The organism is Thermococcus sp., assembly GCF_015521605.1.
Classification (GTDB): domain Archaea; phylum Methanobacteriota_B; class Thermococci; order Thermococcales; family Thermococcaceae; genus Thermococcus.
This window is the reverse complement of sequence record NZ_WANV01000033.1, coordinates 52,605-68,007: the sequence shown is the minus strand read 5'-3', so window position 1 is coordinate 68,007 and position 15,403 is coordinate 52,605. Positions and strand designations below refer to the sequence as shown.

Sequence of the window (15,403 nt, the reverse complement as noted above, 5' to 3'; positions counted from 1 at the left end):
TGTCACCCCCAATAATATATCTCAAATTTGCTTGGAACATTCGTATATTGGTTATCTGAACAATATATTTTTGAACTTTTTATTCGTATTGATGTCAGACCAAGCTCTTTTCCCGTAAAGAACCTATACCCGTCGATTCTTCTGGAAGACACTACAACAATGCCCCCTGTTATATTGTCATTTTTTAAGAGCAGGGTTATAGGTAGAATATATTGTTCATCTTTTTTTAAATATTCCATATCCCACAATGCATCTGGGATTGTATAAAACTTTGATTGAATATTTGTTGAGGTATAATACATTCCAGTAATCTCATTAGGCGCCACATAATCATAAGCCATATTGCCATAAGTACACAGTACATGCAAGTATGAGAAGATAAATAGTACCATAATGGCTGCTCTTCCAAATTTTGGATTTTTAAGCGCCAATGTAAAAAAAATCACAAAAATATATTTACTCCCTCCAAACAGTCTTGACGGAATTTCTCCACTATAACTTCCAGCTATTGTTGATACCCCAATACTATAGAAAATCAAAAGGAGCACTAAAAGGAGCACTATCCTATCGATTTTTCTTGTTTTAATGAGTTTTTTTAGAGACCCAGCAATTACAATCAACATTCCAGCTAAACTTGCTCCAACTATGGAATACATAAAGTAAGCCTTAATTCTCAATATCTCAGCATGCTGTGTTAATCCTGTCTGAGCAACACTAGTCCATTTATCAGTAGCTTTAAGAGCACCTGAAAATAATGCTAGGAGATACCTCACTCTTGACTTAAACAGATAAAGTGCATACGTATGAGTGAATATCCAGTAAAATTCTAGAATTATGAAAATTGTCAGGAGAACCATATTCAATGTTTGAATTTTTTTGTCATTAGTAACTACTGACAAAATTAAAAAAATCATTATTGTGATGGCCCAGAAGATACTTGTCAATAAGTGGGTAAAGATCAAAGTCAAAGTTAGCAACATTAAAATACCCCAGAACTCTGAAAAATTCTTGTTTATTTTTAATTTTCCTGAGTAGAGTTTAAATAATACATAAATCCCTACCATCTCCAAATAAGTTGCTAATACTCCAGGTACAAACCATCCAAACCCATAGCCCGCGGTTATCCAAAATAACACTCCTATAACTGCTTTTCTTTGATCTTTTGTCAGATCCTTTAATAAGAGATAGAAAATGGGCACATTAATCAAATAGGAAAGAACAGGGAGAGTTAAAAGAGTATACAGGCCAATTTTTGATATTATCACCAATATGACTCCTAAGAACATAGCCCCAGGCCAAGTTTGATAACCCAATCTTGGAGCTTCAGGATGTATGTGACCTGTGTGAAGGATATAATCAATATGGCCATAAATTCGGTATACATAAGGAAATATTGGGAGATTTGCAAATATCTGCGGAACAAAAAAGAGTAACACTAAATAGAAAATGGCAATATATGAATATTTGAGTGTTTTTTTGGTATATATCCCTAGAAAAATTGTCAACAAGACAAGTGCTATAGAGAAAAGCCCTGTAATCCCATATGAATATACTCCACCATAAGTTCCAATCTTGAGCCTTCCAAAGAGCAGGACATAATTAACTAAGGCTATTCCTAAGATTAACAAGCTTTTTACAGTAATGTTTATGTCGTCTCCTACCACAGATAAAGGCAATATTTTTGGGAGTATATTATTTGTGTTTTTCATATTTTCACACCTTTAGTAGAGCCTTTATTTCTATCCGAGTCCGTCTCTTTCTTTGTATATCTATTCTTCTTATAGCTGCTCCTTACTTCATTCAATCCTTCTAGTACTGCTTTGATCTCATCAATTGCTCTTATTGGATTTATAATTATATGGGCCATACTACCCAGTAGCAACCCAAAGGTCGCCCACAGATGTGCTATTTTACTTCCTTTTCCTTTAATGTTAGCAATGTAATAAGTGCTGATAACTAGGGATTTTAATCTTACTCTATGATCTATTCTATTCCCTATTGACGCTCTTAGATGGACTAGTCTGGCGTGGGATGTGAGATACACTCTATATTTTTTTGAAACCCGTGCTGACCATTCCAAGTCTTCATTCAGAGCATAACTGTGGAGTCTCTCAAGCTCTTCGTTGAACTTAAAGTTCTTAAATACCTCTCTAATTCCTGCGAAATTATTTCCCTGAATCCATTCTACTTCTATTAATCCCCCTCTTTCTTCTATCTTCGAGATTTCTGGGAACTCACTTCGATATCCAGAAGCCAGAATTTTTCCCTTAAATGGTGACTCCCATAGGAATATTGATTTAATGATATTCCTAAAGGTTTTCAATAGATGCCAGAAATAAATTTCTCTCACCTTTTTCTCGAAAATACCAATTTTATCTGGATACCTTAGTTCTATTTCTTTCAGTATTACCTTAATGAACTCATCATCCCCATTCTCCCAAATATATTTAATATCTCCCTTTTTAACAATCCACGGGGTTACTAAATCTATTATATCAAAAGTATATCCTGTTATTATCTTAACTTCAGGGCAAGAAATAAATATTTTCTCAATATTTTTGACATAGTCTTTTTCCAATATAACATCATCATCTAAAAATACCAGAACATCTCCTTCACTCAAGGAAATTGCTATATTCCTTGACTTCGAAGAACCTCCCTTGGCAAAATGAAATTTTAAATTAAATTTAAACCGGTTCTTATCAAGACCTAAAAGGAAATTCTTCGTTTTTGTATCCTCTATATGCCCAATTACTATAACCTCATCCGGAACCCTAGTTTGATTATTTATATTTTTTAATAACCGTTTTAGGTGCAACACTCTATTTCTTGTAGGGATTATCACGGAAATTTTCAATCTTCCCATTGGTCACACCTCAATATTTCTTTTAAGATATTAACAATTCTCCTGTTTATGACAATTGAAGATAAACTCTTTCTTTTTGGCTTTAATAATAACTTAGCTAATAGGTCCCACAGCTCTTTTTCATTAGTAGCGACCTCTACTAATCCCTCCTTTTCAAGTTTCCTTGAAAAAATTAATTGATGATCACTTATAACCTCACCAAACTGTTTTAGTCTTGGAAAAGATATGACATAACCTCCTGAAATTAATGCATCTATTAAACTTATTGCGCCGTGGGTTATAATGATTTTAGCTTCTCTCATTATTTTCTTCATATCCTCATAATCCATAAAAGCATAATACTTTGCATTTCTGGGTTTGTAAGAAGTGTTTCCCAGCTGAATTATTACGGCATATCCAATTTTTTCAGCAATCTTATCAACAGCTTTTACCAACCTCTCAAAGCCTAAGTAATGAGTTCCAGTTATCACAAAAATTTGATTTTTCTTTTCTTTAAGATTAACCCTCCTCTTAGATTTTTTAAACAGTCCCCCCACATATCTTGCTTTCTTTCCATAGTGTCGAAGCATTTCTGGCCACAAGACAAAGAAATAATCCGAAATAGGATAAACAATCTTACCAGTTAGAGTCGGTTCATCAATTCTTGTATAGCATTCTATGAAGATCGTTTTTATTCCAAAAATTTTCCCCAAATAGAAGAATGGAATCGCAATTTCAGCCCCATTACTGAGTACGAGGTCAGGTTTCTCTTTTAACATGATCTTTACCATTTTTGGCAAATTAGTTATAATCCTAGAAGGATTCTCTCCGAAGTTTGGAAATAAGTATTTTCTATACGACAAAGCTCTTGTTCTTGGATGATCATACGTTATGAAAAACACATCATGGCCCTTAAAGGTATCCATCAGATAAAGCATTTCCGTAAGATGTCCTCCGTGAGAGCAAACTAGAGCAATTTTCATTTCGCTATCACCCTGTAATTTACCCAGTAAATAAAATTTACAACTTTTTTTATAGTTCTGTCAATTGTATTATAGCTTAACTGCTCCTCAGGGATTTTCCAATCCAGGCTTTTTAATAGTTTTTTTCTATTACATTCTGTTTTTTCAACTTTTGCGGTAATTCCATCTTTTAATCCTTTAATCTTGAACCTAACCCCCTCAACCCCATTTAAAAGTGAGTAGCCCCATGTCAGTATTTCAGTTGCCAACAATGAGGGTAGCATTAGCAAAAGCTCCTTCCAGCTTAGGTACTTCCTTAAAACTATATACCTTCCTTTTTCAAGATGATAAATTTTTTGGGGGGGAACTCTAAGCTCATAATCATGATATACTATTGAAGTTGGCACATACAAAATCTTAAATCCCTCAGCATGAGCCCTCCAAGAAAATTCCGCATCTTCCATGTATGTTAAAAAGTTTTCATCAAAACCCCCAAGCTCTAGATAGTCCGTTCTTCTCATAGCAAAACAAGCTCCAGACAAACCACTTAAGTATTCAAATCTATCAAACTTTTCAGGACTTTCATTTAGGCCCCTTGTAAATGTTAGTCCAGTAAAGTGATCTATGTTGCCACAGGTATTTATTTTAGAGCCATCATATGTCAAAATCTTTGGTGTAGTAATTAGTTTTTCTTCTTTTCCCAAGGGTTTTAAAAGCTCTTCAAGCCAGTTTTTTCCAACTTTAGTATCCGGATTTAAAATTACAACATATTCTCCCCTTGCATGCACAACCCCCAAATTATTCCCTCCCCCATATCCCATATTCTTTGGACTCCTTATGACCTTAACCTCTGGGAAATTCTCTTCGATGAATTCAGGAGTTCCATCCGTGGAGCCATTGTCAACAACGATAACCTCTAACGGGTCATTGCCCAGAACGGAAGTTAAACAGTCCGTCATGTATTTTTTGTGGTTGTACGTGACTATAATTACGCTCGCCTTATTTGAAAGACTCATATCTCACTCCCTCACCATCTTTGCCAGCACATTAAGCATAAGACCGCCGATGAACAGTTGTATCCCAATTATCGTGAAAATTCCGGCGCCGATGGCCTGGGTGAGATAGACGTTTCCGCCTGCGTAGTACGGCTCCAGCGCCCAGTAGGCCAGAACGCCTGCAACCACGAAGGAAATGAGGCTTAAAAGACTGAAGAGCAGCAGGGGCCGCCTGTACCCTATCAGCCCCACGATGCTCGCCAGGACACCGAGCCCATGGGATAAGGGGTTCTTCTTGTGCCTTTTGGGGACATCGTAGCGGACGTTTATGGGGACTTCAGCGATCCGTATCCCAGCGTCCCTTGCCTTTACAACCATGTCGGTCTCTATCGAGTAGTCGGTGCTGTTAAGGTTCAGGGTCCTTAACGCCCGGCGGGTAATGGCCCGGAATCCGCTCTGAGAATCAACATTGACCTCCGCCGCCATCTGGGTTCCTTTGTTAAGAACCCAGAGACCGATGCGCCGGTACAGCGGTATCTTCTTTCTGCTCCCGTTAAGGTACCTCGACCCTATCACGAGGTCGGCCTCTCCCCTGACAATGGGTTCCAAAATTAAGGGTATCTCATCAGGATTGTGCTGGCCGTCCCCATCCATGGTGACGACCACATCATAGTTTTTGCTGAGGGCATACTCGAATCCCGTGCCCAGAGCAGCGCCCTTTCCCCTGTTGGAATCGTGCCGTATAAGAACCGCCCCGGCCTTCTGGGCTATTTCGGACGTTCTATCACTGCTTCCATCGTCAACTACCAAAACATCACCGTACTTCCTGGCCAGGGCCACGACTGACCCGATAGTCAGTTCCTCGTTGTAGGCGGGGATGATTATCAGGGTTCTCATCGAAGTCACCGTTACAGTCCGTTATAATTTCGATGCACAGCATCACGAGTATGGGCAGAGGACTCCCAATTCATTTCCACCTAAAGGAGTCCACCTTTTTAAGATTTCCCCTGAGCATAGTCAGCACGGCCAAAAACATTGAGAAGCCCGCGAGCACGGCGACCTGGTCTGGGGCGGATCCCAGGCCGCCCAGGTAGTTCCTGAGAAGGAAGAAAATCGCCGACGCTGTCACAAGGATGGCCGCCACCCTGACATCGACCCTGAACCCCCGGGCAAAGTAGAACACCACCCCCGCTATGAAGGCCTCGGGGACGAGGACTCCGAGGAGCATGAGGGGCAGCACCAGTAGCTCAAGTCTCCCGGGCTTGGTCTTTCCCCTCAGGGAATCATCCAAGAGAAGCACCATGGAGCCCGAGAAGACCAGAGACGTCACAAGGCCGTCGTAGGTGTACAGGTCGGTGGGTGGAAGCCTGCCCCCGGCGTAGAGGGCGAAGATCAGATAGGCAACCAGCCCCACGTCCCTGCTCCTCAGGCCCGCGAGGTACACTACCGGCGCGAGGAGGAGGACGTGGTTTCCCGTGATGATGCCCGCTATGACGACCGAGATAACGCCGATCATCTGCCCCACCCGCTGGACGCCTTCATCAGCTCGCGGAGGTAGTCGCTCGGCCCGAGGTCGATGGTCGGAGCCAGGAGGCTGAACCTCTTTAACAGCTCCTCCCTCTGGGTGTAGGCCCGGTAGAGCCTCTCAAGGGTTCTCTCGTCGAGCTTCCCGGAGTAGAAGAGGACAGGGTTGGGGGAGAGTATCAGAATCCTGTGGGTTCTCCTGGCCAGGGCGACCGCCCGGTAGAGCTCCCTCGGGTTGCTGAGGTCGGTTATGAAGATGATGTAGGAGCTCTGCTTTACCATGGAAAGGCCCTCGAAGACCCCCGTGCTCCCCTTCCGCCCCTTCTTGAGCGGGAGCACCTTGCCGAGGAACTCCCTCGCCCTCTCACCGAAGCCGGTCTCGAAGTCGAACCTGAGGCTCATCCTGCCCCTCCTGCCGCGTATGGCGAGCTTCCTCCTCATCGCCTCAAGCTGTGGGGAGCCCTTGCCCGGCCTGACGAGTTCGGCGGTTTCGTCGTCGTAGATGACCATCCCCACCCTGAACCTCTTGACGAGGCTCGCCGCCAGCTGAAGGGCGAGAACCGAGGCGTAGTCTATCTTGGCCATCTTCAGGCCCTTGCGCATCTCCCTCGTGTTGTCCAGGAAGATGTAAACGTCGGCGTTGCTCTCCCTCAGGAAGTCCCTGACTATGACCTCACCCAGCCTGGCGGTGGCCTTCCAGTCTATCCTCTTGAAGTCGTCCCCGTGCTGGTACTCCCTGAGGTCCTTTATCTCAAGGCTCTCGGTGCCGAGGAGGACGCCCCTTTTGTAGGCCTCGGCCAGCTTGAGGTTGTAGTCGAGCCTCGCCGCGTCCCTTATGCTCTCAACGGAGGGGTAAACCGTGACCTCAGTACTCTCACCGATCAGGAACTCTTCAAAGTAGAGGCCCCTCGCGTCCTGAACCAGGGCCCGAAGGGGTTTGAGAACGAATCTGCCGCGGGCATTCGGTTTTATTGAGTATGAGCCCTCCCATTCCCCACCGGGCTCAAGATAGAACTCCCCAAGGCCGGAAGCCTCGAATTCCCCGTTTGGGTCGGCGAGCCTCACGGAAGCGCCGCTCCCCCCGTTTATTATTCTCACGAAGACCTTTGCAGGCTTTCCTTCCTCAAGCTGATGGCTTTCGAGAACCCTTTCCCCCACGATCTTCAGCTCAACGACCGAGCGGAGGCCGTAGACGTAGAGGAGCAAGAAAAACCCCAGTAATGCGGGGGCTGTGCTCTCCCCGAGGTAGCCTTCAAGGATCAGGAGAAAGGAGAGGGTTAAGATGAGGTCCTCGCGCTTCATCGACTACACCGGAACCTCTGTGTCCTCGAGCACGTTCTCTATGACGTCCCTAACTTTGACGCCCTCCAGCTCGTACTCGGCCCTCAGCATCAGCCTGTGGGCGAGGACAGCGGGGGCGACCTTCTTGACATCGTCCGGGATGACGTAGTCCCTCCCGTCAAGGAAAGCGGAGGCCCTGGCCGCGTAGAGCAGATGTTCGCCAGCCCTGGGGGACGCGCCAAACAGGAGCCTCTCATCGCTCCTCGTCCTTGAGATGAGGGCGTAGATGTACTCTATCACCTCGTCGCTGACGCTGACACTCTTCACGTCGGCGATGAGGCCCATGAGCTCTTCGTGGGTTATTATGGGCTCGACGTCGTAGAACTCGCCGAGGCTCTTCCTCTTCAGGAGGCTTATCTCCTCCTCCCTGTCCGGGAAGCCTATCTCGATCTTGAGCAGAAACCTGTCGAGCTGGGCCTCCGGCAGGACGTAAACACCCTCATGCTCAAGGGGGTTCATCGTGGCTATCACCAGGAACGGCTGGGGGAGCCCGTAGGTCGTGCCCTCTATGGTCACCTGCCTCTCCTGCATCGCCTCAAGCAGCGCCGACTGGGTCTTCGGCTGGGCCCTGTTGATTTCGTCAGCGAGGACTATGTTGGCGAATACCGGCCCCCGCTTCGTCTTCCACTCGCCGCTCTTCTGGTCGTAGTAGACGACGCCTATTATATCCGCCGGAAGAAGGTCGGGGGTGAGCTGTATCCTCGAAAAGCTCAGCCCTATGGCCCTTGCGAAGGCCTTGGCTATGGTGGTCTTCGCCACCCCGGGGATTCCCTCTATGAGAACGTGACCCTCAGAGAGGAGAGCGATGGTGAGGAGTTCGATTATATCCTCCTTTCCCACAACGGCCTTGCTGACCTCTCTTTTAAGACGCTGCATAAACCCCTTACCGTCCATAACCACCACCTATCCTCGACCCGGTTCTGATTTCCTCGAGTATGGTTTTTAACTTATCCCCATCAAGGCCCTTCTCCTCAAGCCTCCGGATGAGTTCTTCCTGGTCAGGCCCCTCCTCCCCGAAGAGTCTCGCCACCAGGGAGGCGAGCCACGCGAGTATTCTCCCAGCAACGCCGCTCTCAAAGATGAAAGCTATGAACGCCACGAAGAGCACGTAGTAGAACACCAGCTCCCTGTTGACCGTCCTCCTTATGACGACGCTTCCTGAGGAGTAGGGGTTGAAGTCGGCGTGGTGGGCCTCATCGATGTAGAAGGTCTTCTTCGGGAGGCCCTCCACAAGGTTCTTCAGGAAGGGCTCGTTCTCCCTGTAGAGCGAGTTCGTGAAGATGTCCGGGTCGGAGACGAGGATTATCATCCCCTTCCCGTAGGGAATCCTTGCAACGACCGGGAAAGCACCGTAAGTCCCGTCGAGCATCGAGGCGTTGCTGGTGTAAACCAGGGCGTTCTGCACGTTGAGTATAGCCGCCGGCCGGCTCATAACTAGCAGGGAGACCCCCTTGGCAAGCTCCGGGTCCCTTACGTCCATAGTCACCGGAAAATCGGCGTTTTTGGAGTATGTGAGGCTCAGGATGGGCTTCCTTGATAACCTGACGTCCAGCCCAAGGCCGGCAAGAATCTGGTTGCCGGTACCGAAGTCGTCCGCAAGGAGGAGGGTGTTCCCCTTCTCCAGAAACCTCTTAAGCTCCTCAATTTCCCCCTCCGAGAAGTCGACGTCCGGCCCCACAACAACGAGCGTCCCTTCCAGCTCCCCAAGCCCCACTGAGTCGTAGGGGGCGAGGAGGGGGGTTATCTCTCCGCTCGTGTAGAGGAGCTTCCCAAAGCCAGAGATGCCGTTCCATTTCGTGTTGAGCACGCTGTACGGGGCGTCGCTCTTGAAGACCGGAACCGAGAGGGGCATTATTATGAGGCCGATGCCCACTATGAGGAGCACGCCGTAAAACACCCTGTTCATAGCTCATCCCTCACGAAAACCCCTACGATCACCAGGGAGGCGTGTTTGATGGCCTTCAGTACGTCCCTCGCGCCCGGCCTCTTCCTCCCGTAGACGTACCTCTCGTGGAGCCGCGTTAAGGCGGCGAGGCTGTCCGCAAAGGGCTCGGAATTCAGGAGAGAGAGGAGCTCCCTGGGGGTCGTGGACTTCGGGAGACCGTAGATCCTCTTCAGCAGACCGTACACGACCCTGTAGGCCCTTCTCAGGTCGGGCTTCCCCTGGATGGACACCCCCTCCCCGGGTCTGAGGGCTCCTGCCAGAGCCTCTCCGGGTTCCCTCCCCGCGGGTTTCCTCTTGGTCATGAGCCTGTAGCCCGCAAACGCGATAATGAGGAATAGAACGAAGAGCAAAAATCTCCGGGTGTAGTCTATTGGAACCGCCTCAAGAACGAGGACGTTTGAGGCCGCCGGAGCCAGCTCATCGCTCCCGCTGAAGTAGGCGTACACCTCGTGCCTCCCCGGGGAGAGCCTGACGGTGAACGTAAAGTTCCCATTGGCCCTGAGGCTCGAATATGGCCTGCCGTCCACATAGATCGTCAGGGGCAGTTCATAGTCCCCGTAGACGGTTCCCCTTATCGGGACGTCCTCGCCAGCCCTGACCCGGGTTCCCTCCCGGAACAGCCTTATCAGAGGCCTGTCCTTGGCGGGGAAGAGGGTCAGCACGAGGGAGCTCTCCATCCTTATCCCATCGCCGGGAAAGACCACAGTCGCGTTCATCTCCTCTGAGACGTTTCCCACAAAGAACCGGAAGCTCCCGTTTTCGTCGGTTATCCCGTAGTACGTCTCGTTGCCAACATTGAGCAGTATCCTCCTCCAGGGGACGCCATCGCCGAAGTAGTCCAGGAGGTAGCCCTCGATGGTAACGCCCTGCGAAACGCTCTCGCTGGCCAGTATCTTCGTGGGAACCTTCCCAACGGACACGTTCACGGTGTTTGAAAAGACCTCCCGGGTCCCGTTGAGGCCGAGTGCCGTGGCATGGTAAACTCCAGGCCTCTCGAAGGAAACCTCAAGGTGGAACATTCCGTTGGTGACGTTGGCCCTGTAGGCCGTGCCGTTTATTAGGATCCGCACGTCCTTGAGGCCAAGGGTGAAGCCGTAGAAGGTCACGTTTTCGTAGGCGTAGGGGGCAGGATTGGAGACGGAGAGTGTAAAGTTTTCGGGAACCTGGACCTGATCCAGAAGCCGTTCATACCTCCCAATCAGGAGATCAAGCTCCCCCAGCCTAGCGCGCAACTCTCCCACGTCAAACGCCAGCCGGGTTCCGTTTGGCCCGGTGAGGGTTGCGGAGGAGATCGAATCGAGGGCAGAACGGCACTCCCTCAGGCCCAGCTTCATCCTTATCAGCGCCCTCCTTGCACCGGGGTAGTCGCCCTCCGAAAAAGACTCTCTGAAGAGCCCGTTCCCGGAGGCCATCTCAACGGCACACGAACCCATCTGGACGAAGTAGGGGGCAACATCAAGGGCGCTCTGGCCGATTCCGGTGGCCGAGTAGGTTATGAGGGTCTCGTAGGTGGCGTTCAGCTGGGAGTACAGTTCCGCAGCAGTTTCAACCGTGCCGTTCTCTCCGCCAATAATCCCAGAGAAGAGAAGGTTAAACTCGCTCAAAAAGGAGTTGAAGTAAATGTAAGTCCCGTAATCGTCAGAACCTGCCGTCAGGTAGTCCGGCCCCCTGGCGGCAACGGTACCATAGCCAAAAACCAGCATGAAGATGAGCAGGAAGAGTGCCAGTTTCCTCATTTTAATCAACAACTCATGGTAAGACAAATCTTTTAAGGTTAATGGTTGTTGTGAGCGTGGGGGAGAGAATGGAAGCGAAGAACATCGTGGGTGCCTCTCTGCTCGCGGCCGGCGGCTTCCTGGCCGTTTACGGCTTTCTCAACGTCGTGGCCGGCTACATAAACCTGGGGATCGCCGGGATGTTCCTGGGGGCCGTTGTGCTCACGTTCAAGTCCTCAGGGTACGTGAAAAGGGAGTCCGTAGGCCTGGTCATGAAATCCTACGAGAGGTTTTCCAGGTCATTCGTTGAGAACCTGAGGCTGGAAGGAAATTCCGTTTACATACCCCCCTTCGAGAACCTGCCCGAAGGAGGGGTGTTCGTCCCTCTCCATGAGGATTTTGAGATTGACCTGGCGAGGATAGACGAGGGCACGGTCTTCCTGACGGAGGTTCCAAACGACAGGGCCATGGGGCTCTTCCTCGGGCCGCTGGGTGTTGATCTTGTAAAGAAGTACGAGGAGCACCTTGAGTATTCCCTGGCCGGTGCAGGGCCCGGAGAGGTTGAGGCGGCCGCCGGTTCCGTGCTCAAGGCCCTCGGACTGGCAGGGAGGGTCTACATAGAGGAAGCCGAGAACTCCTTCAGGGTGATCGTCCAGCCGACGATTCCCTGCGATGCCGGAGCATGTGAAAAGATGCCCTGTCCGATATGCTCCTCGGTGCTGCTCGCCCTCGCAAAGGCCACGGGGGAGCTAATCCACGTGGAGAAGGTGGAGGAAAAGGACTACGGGATAGAGATATCGGCGAGAAAGCTGGGAGGCGTCGAGGAATGGATGTAGAGGACTACATAGTGCTCGTCCTGTCCCTCTGGATCATCGTATCGGCCCTCACCGCTGGAAGCGTTGACGTGTTCCTGACGCTGACCCTCATAGGCCTCCTCATAACCCTGGAAGTGGGAGGCCTCTTCATGAGCAGGGAGCAGAAGGAGAGCCTGAAGCCCATGGTTGAACTCCTCATCGTCATATTCGTAATAATCGTTATGAAAAAGGTCTACGAGGTGCTGAGTGCATGAACCTACGCGACTACTGGGATTTAATAATGATTATGGCACTCTCACTCCTCCTCGACGTCCTTATTGCAGTCTACCCTGACAGCATTCTAAGAAAGGCCCTCGGCCTGGCCTTCGTCCTCTTCTTCCCCGGCTACGTCTTTATAACCGCCCTTTTCCCAGAGAGGAAGGAGCTCGACAGCCTTGAGAGGCTCGCCCTCAGCTTCGGCCTCAGCATAGCCATCGTTCCGCTCATCGGCCTCGCCCTGAACTACACCCCGTGGGGCATAAGGCTCATCCCAATACTCGTCAGCCTGACGGTCTTTAACATGGTATTCTCGCTGGCGGCAATTTACAGGAGGAAAAAAGCGATAAGTCCCTGGATACCGTGGATAACCCTCGACAGAATAAAGGAGGAACTCGAGTGGGAACGCTCAAGTAAGCTCGACAGGGCACTGACCGTCATCCTGATAATCGCCATACTGACCTCCATCGGGACGCTCGCCTACGTGGTCACCCACCCGAAACCCGGTGAGGCCTTCACCGAGTTCTACATCCTGGGCCCGGGAGGAAAGGCCGCCGACTACCCGACCGACCTGTTTGCAGGAGAGAACGGCACCGTCATCATCGGCATAGTCAACCACGAGCACAGGAACGTGACCTACTACGTCCAGATATGGCTGGTGAACCTGACGTGGGACAACAGCACGAACACGACAATAATCCACGAGATGTACCCCATGCCCGGCTGGTTCAACGTAACCCTGCCCAGCGTCCCGGTGAACATCGAAGGCAACTGGACGCCGCAGTTCGAGGCCAACTACACCTTCAGCATCGACAAACCCGGCCAGTGGCAGGTCTGGTTCCTCCTCTTCAAGGACAAACCTCCGGAGCTTCCCCCCGCACCTCCGGACGGGAACTACGCAGAAACCGGGGCCAGGAACCTCATCCTTGAGGCGATAAACGGCACGGTGCAGAGCCTCAAGCTCAACGTGAAGGTGACCTCCTGAACCCCACTTCTTACTATTTCAAGAGAAAATTTTATAAGCATGCCTTACGTAATTCTTCCGACCTACTACGTTAGGTGGTGCTTCATGAAATATGCAGGAGTTGTAGCAATCGGCCTCCTCGCCAGCCTGCTGGTGCTCGCCGGGTTCTCCAGCTCCCTCTTCACCGACACGGCCCTCTCGAAGAACAACGAGATATCCTCCGGGGAGTTCGACATAGCCATAAGCAAAGACGGAAACAGGTTCTACAACGACCTCAAGCTCTTTGACTTCTCCGACCTGAAGCCCGGCGACGAGGGAACCTTTACGTTCTACGTCAAAAACCGCGGCGACATCGACGTCTCCAGGCTGAGCATGGTGCTCAACGTCAAAGACCTCGAAGACGGCTCTATGAGCCCCGCGGAAAAGGCCGTCGACAACACGACAGACACGGGGGAGCTCAGCGGCTACCTCATCGTGAAGGAGCTGAATGTCTACCTCGGGGACGATTCGTGGACGGTCGGCTCGGTGGAGGGGAAGAGCCTGCGGGAGCTCAGCGGGAGGGGGATAGTGCTCGCGGAGAAACCTCTCAAGGGGGGCGATGTCCTGAGAGTCACGATGACCCTTAAGTTCTCAGAAAAAGCGGGAAACGAGTGCCAGACCGACAGGGTGGTTGTCGACATGAAGCTCAGTGCCGAGCAGTGAACTTTTAAACCCTTCCTCCATTCTTTTTCCATGCGGAGAAAAATCGGCCTCATCTTCGACATGGACGGGGTCATCTACCGGGGGAGAGAGCCGGTTGAGGGGGCGGGGGAGCTTATACGCTTTCTGAAGGAGAAAGGCATTCCTTTCATCTTCCTCACCAACAACTCGACCAGGGGCCCCTCCATGTACAGGGAGAAGCTCCTTTCGATGGGAATCGATGTCCCGGAGGAGGTTATAGTCACCTCTGGCCTCGCCACCAGACTCTACATGGAGCGGCACATGGAGCCAGGGAAGGTCTTCGTCATCGGCGGCGATGGTCTTCACAGGGAGATGGAGCGCCTCGGCTGGGGAATCGTTGGCATCGACGATGCCCGGAAAGGCCTGTGGAAAGAGGTTAAATACGTCGTCGTCGGCCTCGACCCGGCTTTAACCTACGAGAAGCTCAAGTACGCCACGCTGGCCATAAGAAACGGAGCGCGCTTCATAGGCACCAATCCGGACACAACCTATCCCGCCGAGGAGGGCCTCTACCCCGGCGCGGGTTCAATAATAGCCGCGCTGAGAGCCTCAACCGATGTCGAGCCCATCATCATAGGAAAGCCGAACGAACCGGCCTACGAGGTGGCGAGGAGCAGGCTCAACGCTGATGAGATATGGATGGTCGGCGACAGGCTCGACACCGACATGGCCTTCGCAAAGCGCTTCGGCATGAAGGCGGTGATGGTTCTAACCGGGGTGAGCACGCTGAAGGACGTTGAGGGGACGGGGACAAGGCCGGATTTAGTCATCCCAAGCGTTAAGGAACTGCTCGACTATATGGAAACCATTATGGAGGCGTCGGAATGAAGCTCCAGGAACTCCTCGAAAGGCTCATATGGCAGGAGAACGAGCTCTACAACCTCCACAAGCTCGGCGAGACCTTTGCCACCTTCGAGAGGCCGGAACTCGTGGAGACCTTCCAGCTGATGGCGGAAGAGGAGCTCAGGCACAGGAGGACCCTTGAGGGGATGCTCTCGGAGGGGACGCTGGAGGAAACCGCGGTCATAGACTACCTCGACTCTCTCTCCCTCGAACCCATGCTGAGCGACGGGAGGGCGGAGCCAAAAAGCCTCGAAGAGTTAATCCTCGAAGCTCTCGTGAGGGAGAAACACGCCTACGAGCTCTACACGAGGCTCTCCCAGATACTGGAGGGTTCGCTGGGGCACATCTTTAAAATGATGGCCGGGGAAGAGCTCAAGCACGCCTATCGGCTCAAACTGGTCTACGAGGGCCTTTGACATTTGGATAAATTATCCGACATCCCCCTTTTCTACCACCTTACATACCAGGCAAAGTTAGGG

Annotated in this window: 16 protein-coding genes; 6 read left to right on the top strand and 10 right to left on the bottom strand. The window is 50.4% G+C overall.

Going from position 1 to position 15,403, the window contains the following annotated elements:
* Positions 1 to 2 precede the first annotated feature (2 nt).
* The 10 genes from F7C11_RS08040 to F7C11_RS07995 all read right to left on the bottom strand — a co-directional run bounded on the left by F7C11_RS08040 (position 3) and on the right by F7C11_RS07995 (position 11,348).
* Positions 3 to 1,709: a hypothetical protein gene (locus F7C11_RS08040; protein ID WP_297092682.1), complete on the bottom strand. Its 1,707-nt coding sequence runs from the start codon at positions 1,707 to 1,709 to the stop codon at positions 3 to 5.
* Entirely contained in the window at positions 1,706 to 2,866 is a 1,161-nt protein-coding gene (locus F7C11_RS08035; protein ID WP_297092681.1) for a glycosyltransferase family A protein, read from the bottom strand. Before F7C11_RS08035 ends, F7C11_RS08040 begins: the two co-directional genes overlap by 4 nt.
* Positions 2,854 to 3,828, bottom strand: a complete 975-nt coding sequence (gene pssD / locus F7C11_RS08030) for a PssD/Cps14F family polysaccharide biosynthesis glycosyltransferase (protein ID WP_297092680.1) — start codon at positions 3,826 to 3,828, stop codon at positions 2,854 to 2,856. The genes F7C11_RS08035 and pssD overlap by 13 nt, the downstream gene beginning before the upstream one ends.
* Positions 3,825 to 4,823, bottom strand: coding sequence for a glycosyltransferase family 2 protein (locus tag F7C11_RS08025; protein ID WP_297092679.1), 999 nt, complete (start codon positions 4,821 to 4,823; stop codon positions 3,825 to 3,827). The genes pssD and F7C11_RS08025 overlap by 4 nt, the downstream gene beginning before the upstream one ends.
* 3 nt (positions 4,824 to 4,826) lie before the next feature.
* Positions 4,827 to 5,699: a glycosyltransferase family 2 protein gene (locus F7C11_RS08020; RefSeq protein WP_297092678.1), complete on the bottom strand. Its 873-nt coding sequence runs from the start codon at positions 5,697 to 5,699 to the stop codon at positions 4,827 to 4,829.
* A 70-nt stretch (positions 5,700 to 5,769) separates the two neighbouring features.
* Positions 5,770 to 6,318 carry a hypothetical protein gene (locus F7C11_RS08015; RefSeq protein ID WP_297092677.1) on the bottom strand — a complete coding sequence of 183 codons (549 nt, stop codon included), beginning with the start codon at positions 6,316 to 6,318 and terminating at the stop codon, positions 5,770 to 5,772.
* Positions 6,315 to 7,628: a DUF58 domain-containing protein gene (locus F7C11_RS08010; RefSeq protein ID WP_297092676.1), complete on the bottom strand. Its 1,314-nt coding sequence runs from the start codon at positions 7,626 to 7,628 to the stop codon at positions 6,315 to 6,317. The genes F7C11_RS08015 and F7C11_RS08010 overlap by 4 nt, the downstream gene beginning before the upstream one ends.
* Before the next feature lie 3 nt (positions 7,629 to 7,631).
* Entirely contained in the window at positions 7,632 to 8,561 is a 930-nt protein-coding gene (locus F7C11_RS08005) for a MoxR family ATPase (protein WP_297092675.1), read from the bottom strand.
* Entirely contained in the window at positions 8,551 to 9,573 is a 1,023-nt protein-coding gene (locus tag F7C11_RS08000; RefSeq protein ID WP_297092674.1) for a DUF4350 domain-containing protein, read from the bottom strand. The genes F7C11_RS08005 and F7C11_RS08000 overlap by 11 nt, the downstream gene beginning before the upstream one ends.
* A complete protein-coding gene (locus tag F7C11_RS07995; protein WP_366927982.1) occupies positions 9,570 to 11,348 on the bottom strand; it encodes a DUF4129 domain-containing protein in 1,779 nt (592 codons plus the stop codon). Before F7C11_RS07995 ends, F7C11_RS08000 begins: the two co-directional genes overlap by 4 nt.
* A 41-nt stretch (positions 11,349 to 11,389) precedes the next feature.
* Between F7C11_RS07995 and F7C11_RS07990 the strand changes: the two genes are divergently transcribed.
* Genes F7C11_RS07990 through F7C11_RS07965 form a run of 6 tightly spaced genes read left to right on the top strand, consistent with a single transcriptional unit; the run spans position 11,390 to position 15,340 of the window.
* Positions 11,390 to 12,163, top strand: coding sequence for a hypothetical protein (locus tag F7C11_RS07990; RefSeq protein WP_297092672.1), 774 nt, complete (start codon positions 11,390 to 11,392; stop codon positions 12,161 to 12,163).
* A complete protein-coding gene (locus tag F7C11_RS07985) occupies positions 12,154 to 12,396 on the top strand; it encodes a hypothetical protein (protein ID WP_297092671.1) in 243 nt (80 codons plus the stop codon). Before F7C11_RS07990 ends, F7C11_RS07985 begins: the two co-directional genes overlap by 10 nt.
* Positions 12,393 to 13,382: a DUF1616 domain-containing protein gene (locus tag F7C11_RS07980; protein ID WP_297092670.1), complete on the top strand. Its 990-nt coding sequence runs from the start codon at positions 12,393 to 12,395 to the stop codon at positions 13,380 to 13,382. The genes F7C11_RS07985 and F7C11_RS07980 overlap by 4 nt, the downstream gene beginning before the upstream one ends.
* A gap of 39 nt (positions 13,383 to 13,421) precedes the next feature.
* Positions 13,422 to 14,063: a TasA family protein gene (locus F7C11_RS07975; RefSeq protein ID WP_297092669.1), complete on the top strand. Its 642-nt coding sequence runs from the start codon at positions 13,422 to 13,424 to the stop codon at positions 14,061 to 14,063.
* 30 nt (positions 14,064 to 14,093) lie between these two features.
* Positions 14,094 to 14,909: an HAD-IIA family hydrolase gene (locus F7C11_RS07970; protein WP_297092668.1), complete on the top strand. Its 816-nt coding sequence runs from the start codon at positions 14,094 to 14,096 to the stop codon at positions 14,907 to 14,909.
* Positions 14,906 to 15,340 (top strand): ferritin family protein, encoded by a 435-nt coding sequence (locus F7C11_RS07965; RefSeq protein ID WP_297092667.1) that lies wholly within the window; start codon positions 14,906 to 14,908, stop codon positions 15,338 to 15,340. The genes F7C11_RS07970 and F7C11_RS07965 overlap by 4 nt, the downstream gene beginning before the upstream one ends.
* Positions 15,341 to 15,403: the final 63 nt, after the last annotated feature.

Coding starts and splice junctions, on each gene's coding strand:
- F7C11_RS08020 (WP_297092678.1), bottom strand. CDS start 5,699: ATGAGAACCCTGATAATCATCCCCGCCTACAACGAGGAACTGACTATC.
- pssD (WP_297092680.1), bottom strand. CDS start 3,828: ATGAAAATTGCTCTAGTTTGCTCTCACGGAGGACATCTTACGGAAATG.
- F7C11_RS08025 (WP_297092679.1), bottom strand. CDS start 4,823: ATGAGTCTTTCAAATAAGGCGAGCGTAATTATAGTCACGTACAACCAC.
- F7C11_RS07980 (WP_297092670.1), top strand. CDS start 12,393: ATGAACCTACGCGACTACTGGGATTTAATAATGATTATGGCACTCTCA.
- F7C11_RS08010 (WP_297092676.1), bottom strand. CDS start 7,628: ATGAAGCGCGAGGACCTCATCTTAACCCTCTCCTTTCTCCTGATCCTT.
- F7C11_RS08000 (WP_297092674.1), bottom strand. CDS start 9,573: ATGAACAGGGTGTTTTACGGCGTGCTCCTCATAGTGGGCATCGGCCTC.
- F7C11_RS08035 (WP_297092681.1), bottom strand. CDS start 2,866: ATGGGAAGATTGAAAATTTCCGTGATAATCCCTACAAGAAATAGAGTG.
- F7C11_RS08015 (WP_297092677.1), bottom strand. CDS start 6,318: ATGATCGGCGTTATCTCGGTCGTCATAGCGGGCATCATCACGGGAAAC.
- F7C11_RS07990 (WP_297092672.1), top strand. CDS start 11,390: ATGGTTGTTGTGAGCGTGGGGGAGAGAATGGAAGCGAAGAACATCGTG.
- F7C11_RS07965 (WP_297092667.1), top strand. CDS start 14,906: ATGAAGCTCCAGGAACTCCTCGAAAGGCTCATATGGCAGGAGAACGAG.
- F7C11_RS07985 (WP_297092671.1), top strand. CDS start 12,154: ATGGATGTAGAGGACTACATAGTGCTCGTCCTGTCCCTCTGGATCATC.
- F7C11_RS07995 (WP_366927982.1), bottom strand. CDS start 11,348: ATGAGGAAACTGGCACTCTTCCTGCTCATCTTCATGCTGGTTTTTGGC.
- F7C11_RS08005 (WP_297092675.1), bottom strand. CDS start 8,561: ATGGACGGTAAGGGGTTTATGCAGCGTCTTAAAAGAGAGGTCAGCAAG.
- F7C11_RS08040 (WP_297092682.1), bottom strand. CDS start 1,709: ATGAAAAACACAAATAATATACTCCCAAAAATATTGCCTTTATCTGTG.
- F7C11_RS07970 (WP_297092668.1), top strand. CDS start 14,094: ATGCGGAGAAAAATCGGCCTCATCTTCGACATGGACGGGGTCATCTAC.
- F7C11_RS07975 (WP_297092669.1), top strand. CDS start 13,422: ATGCCTTACGTAATTCTTCCGACCTACTACGTTAGGTGGTGCTTCATG.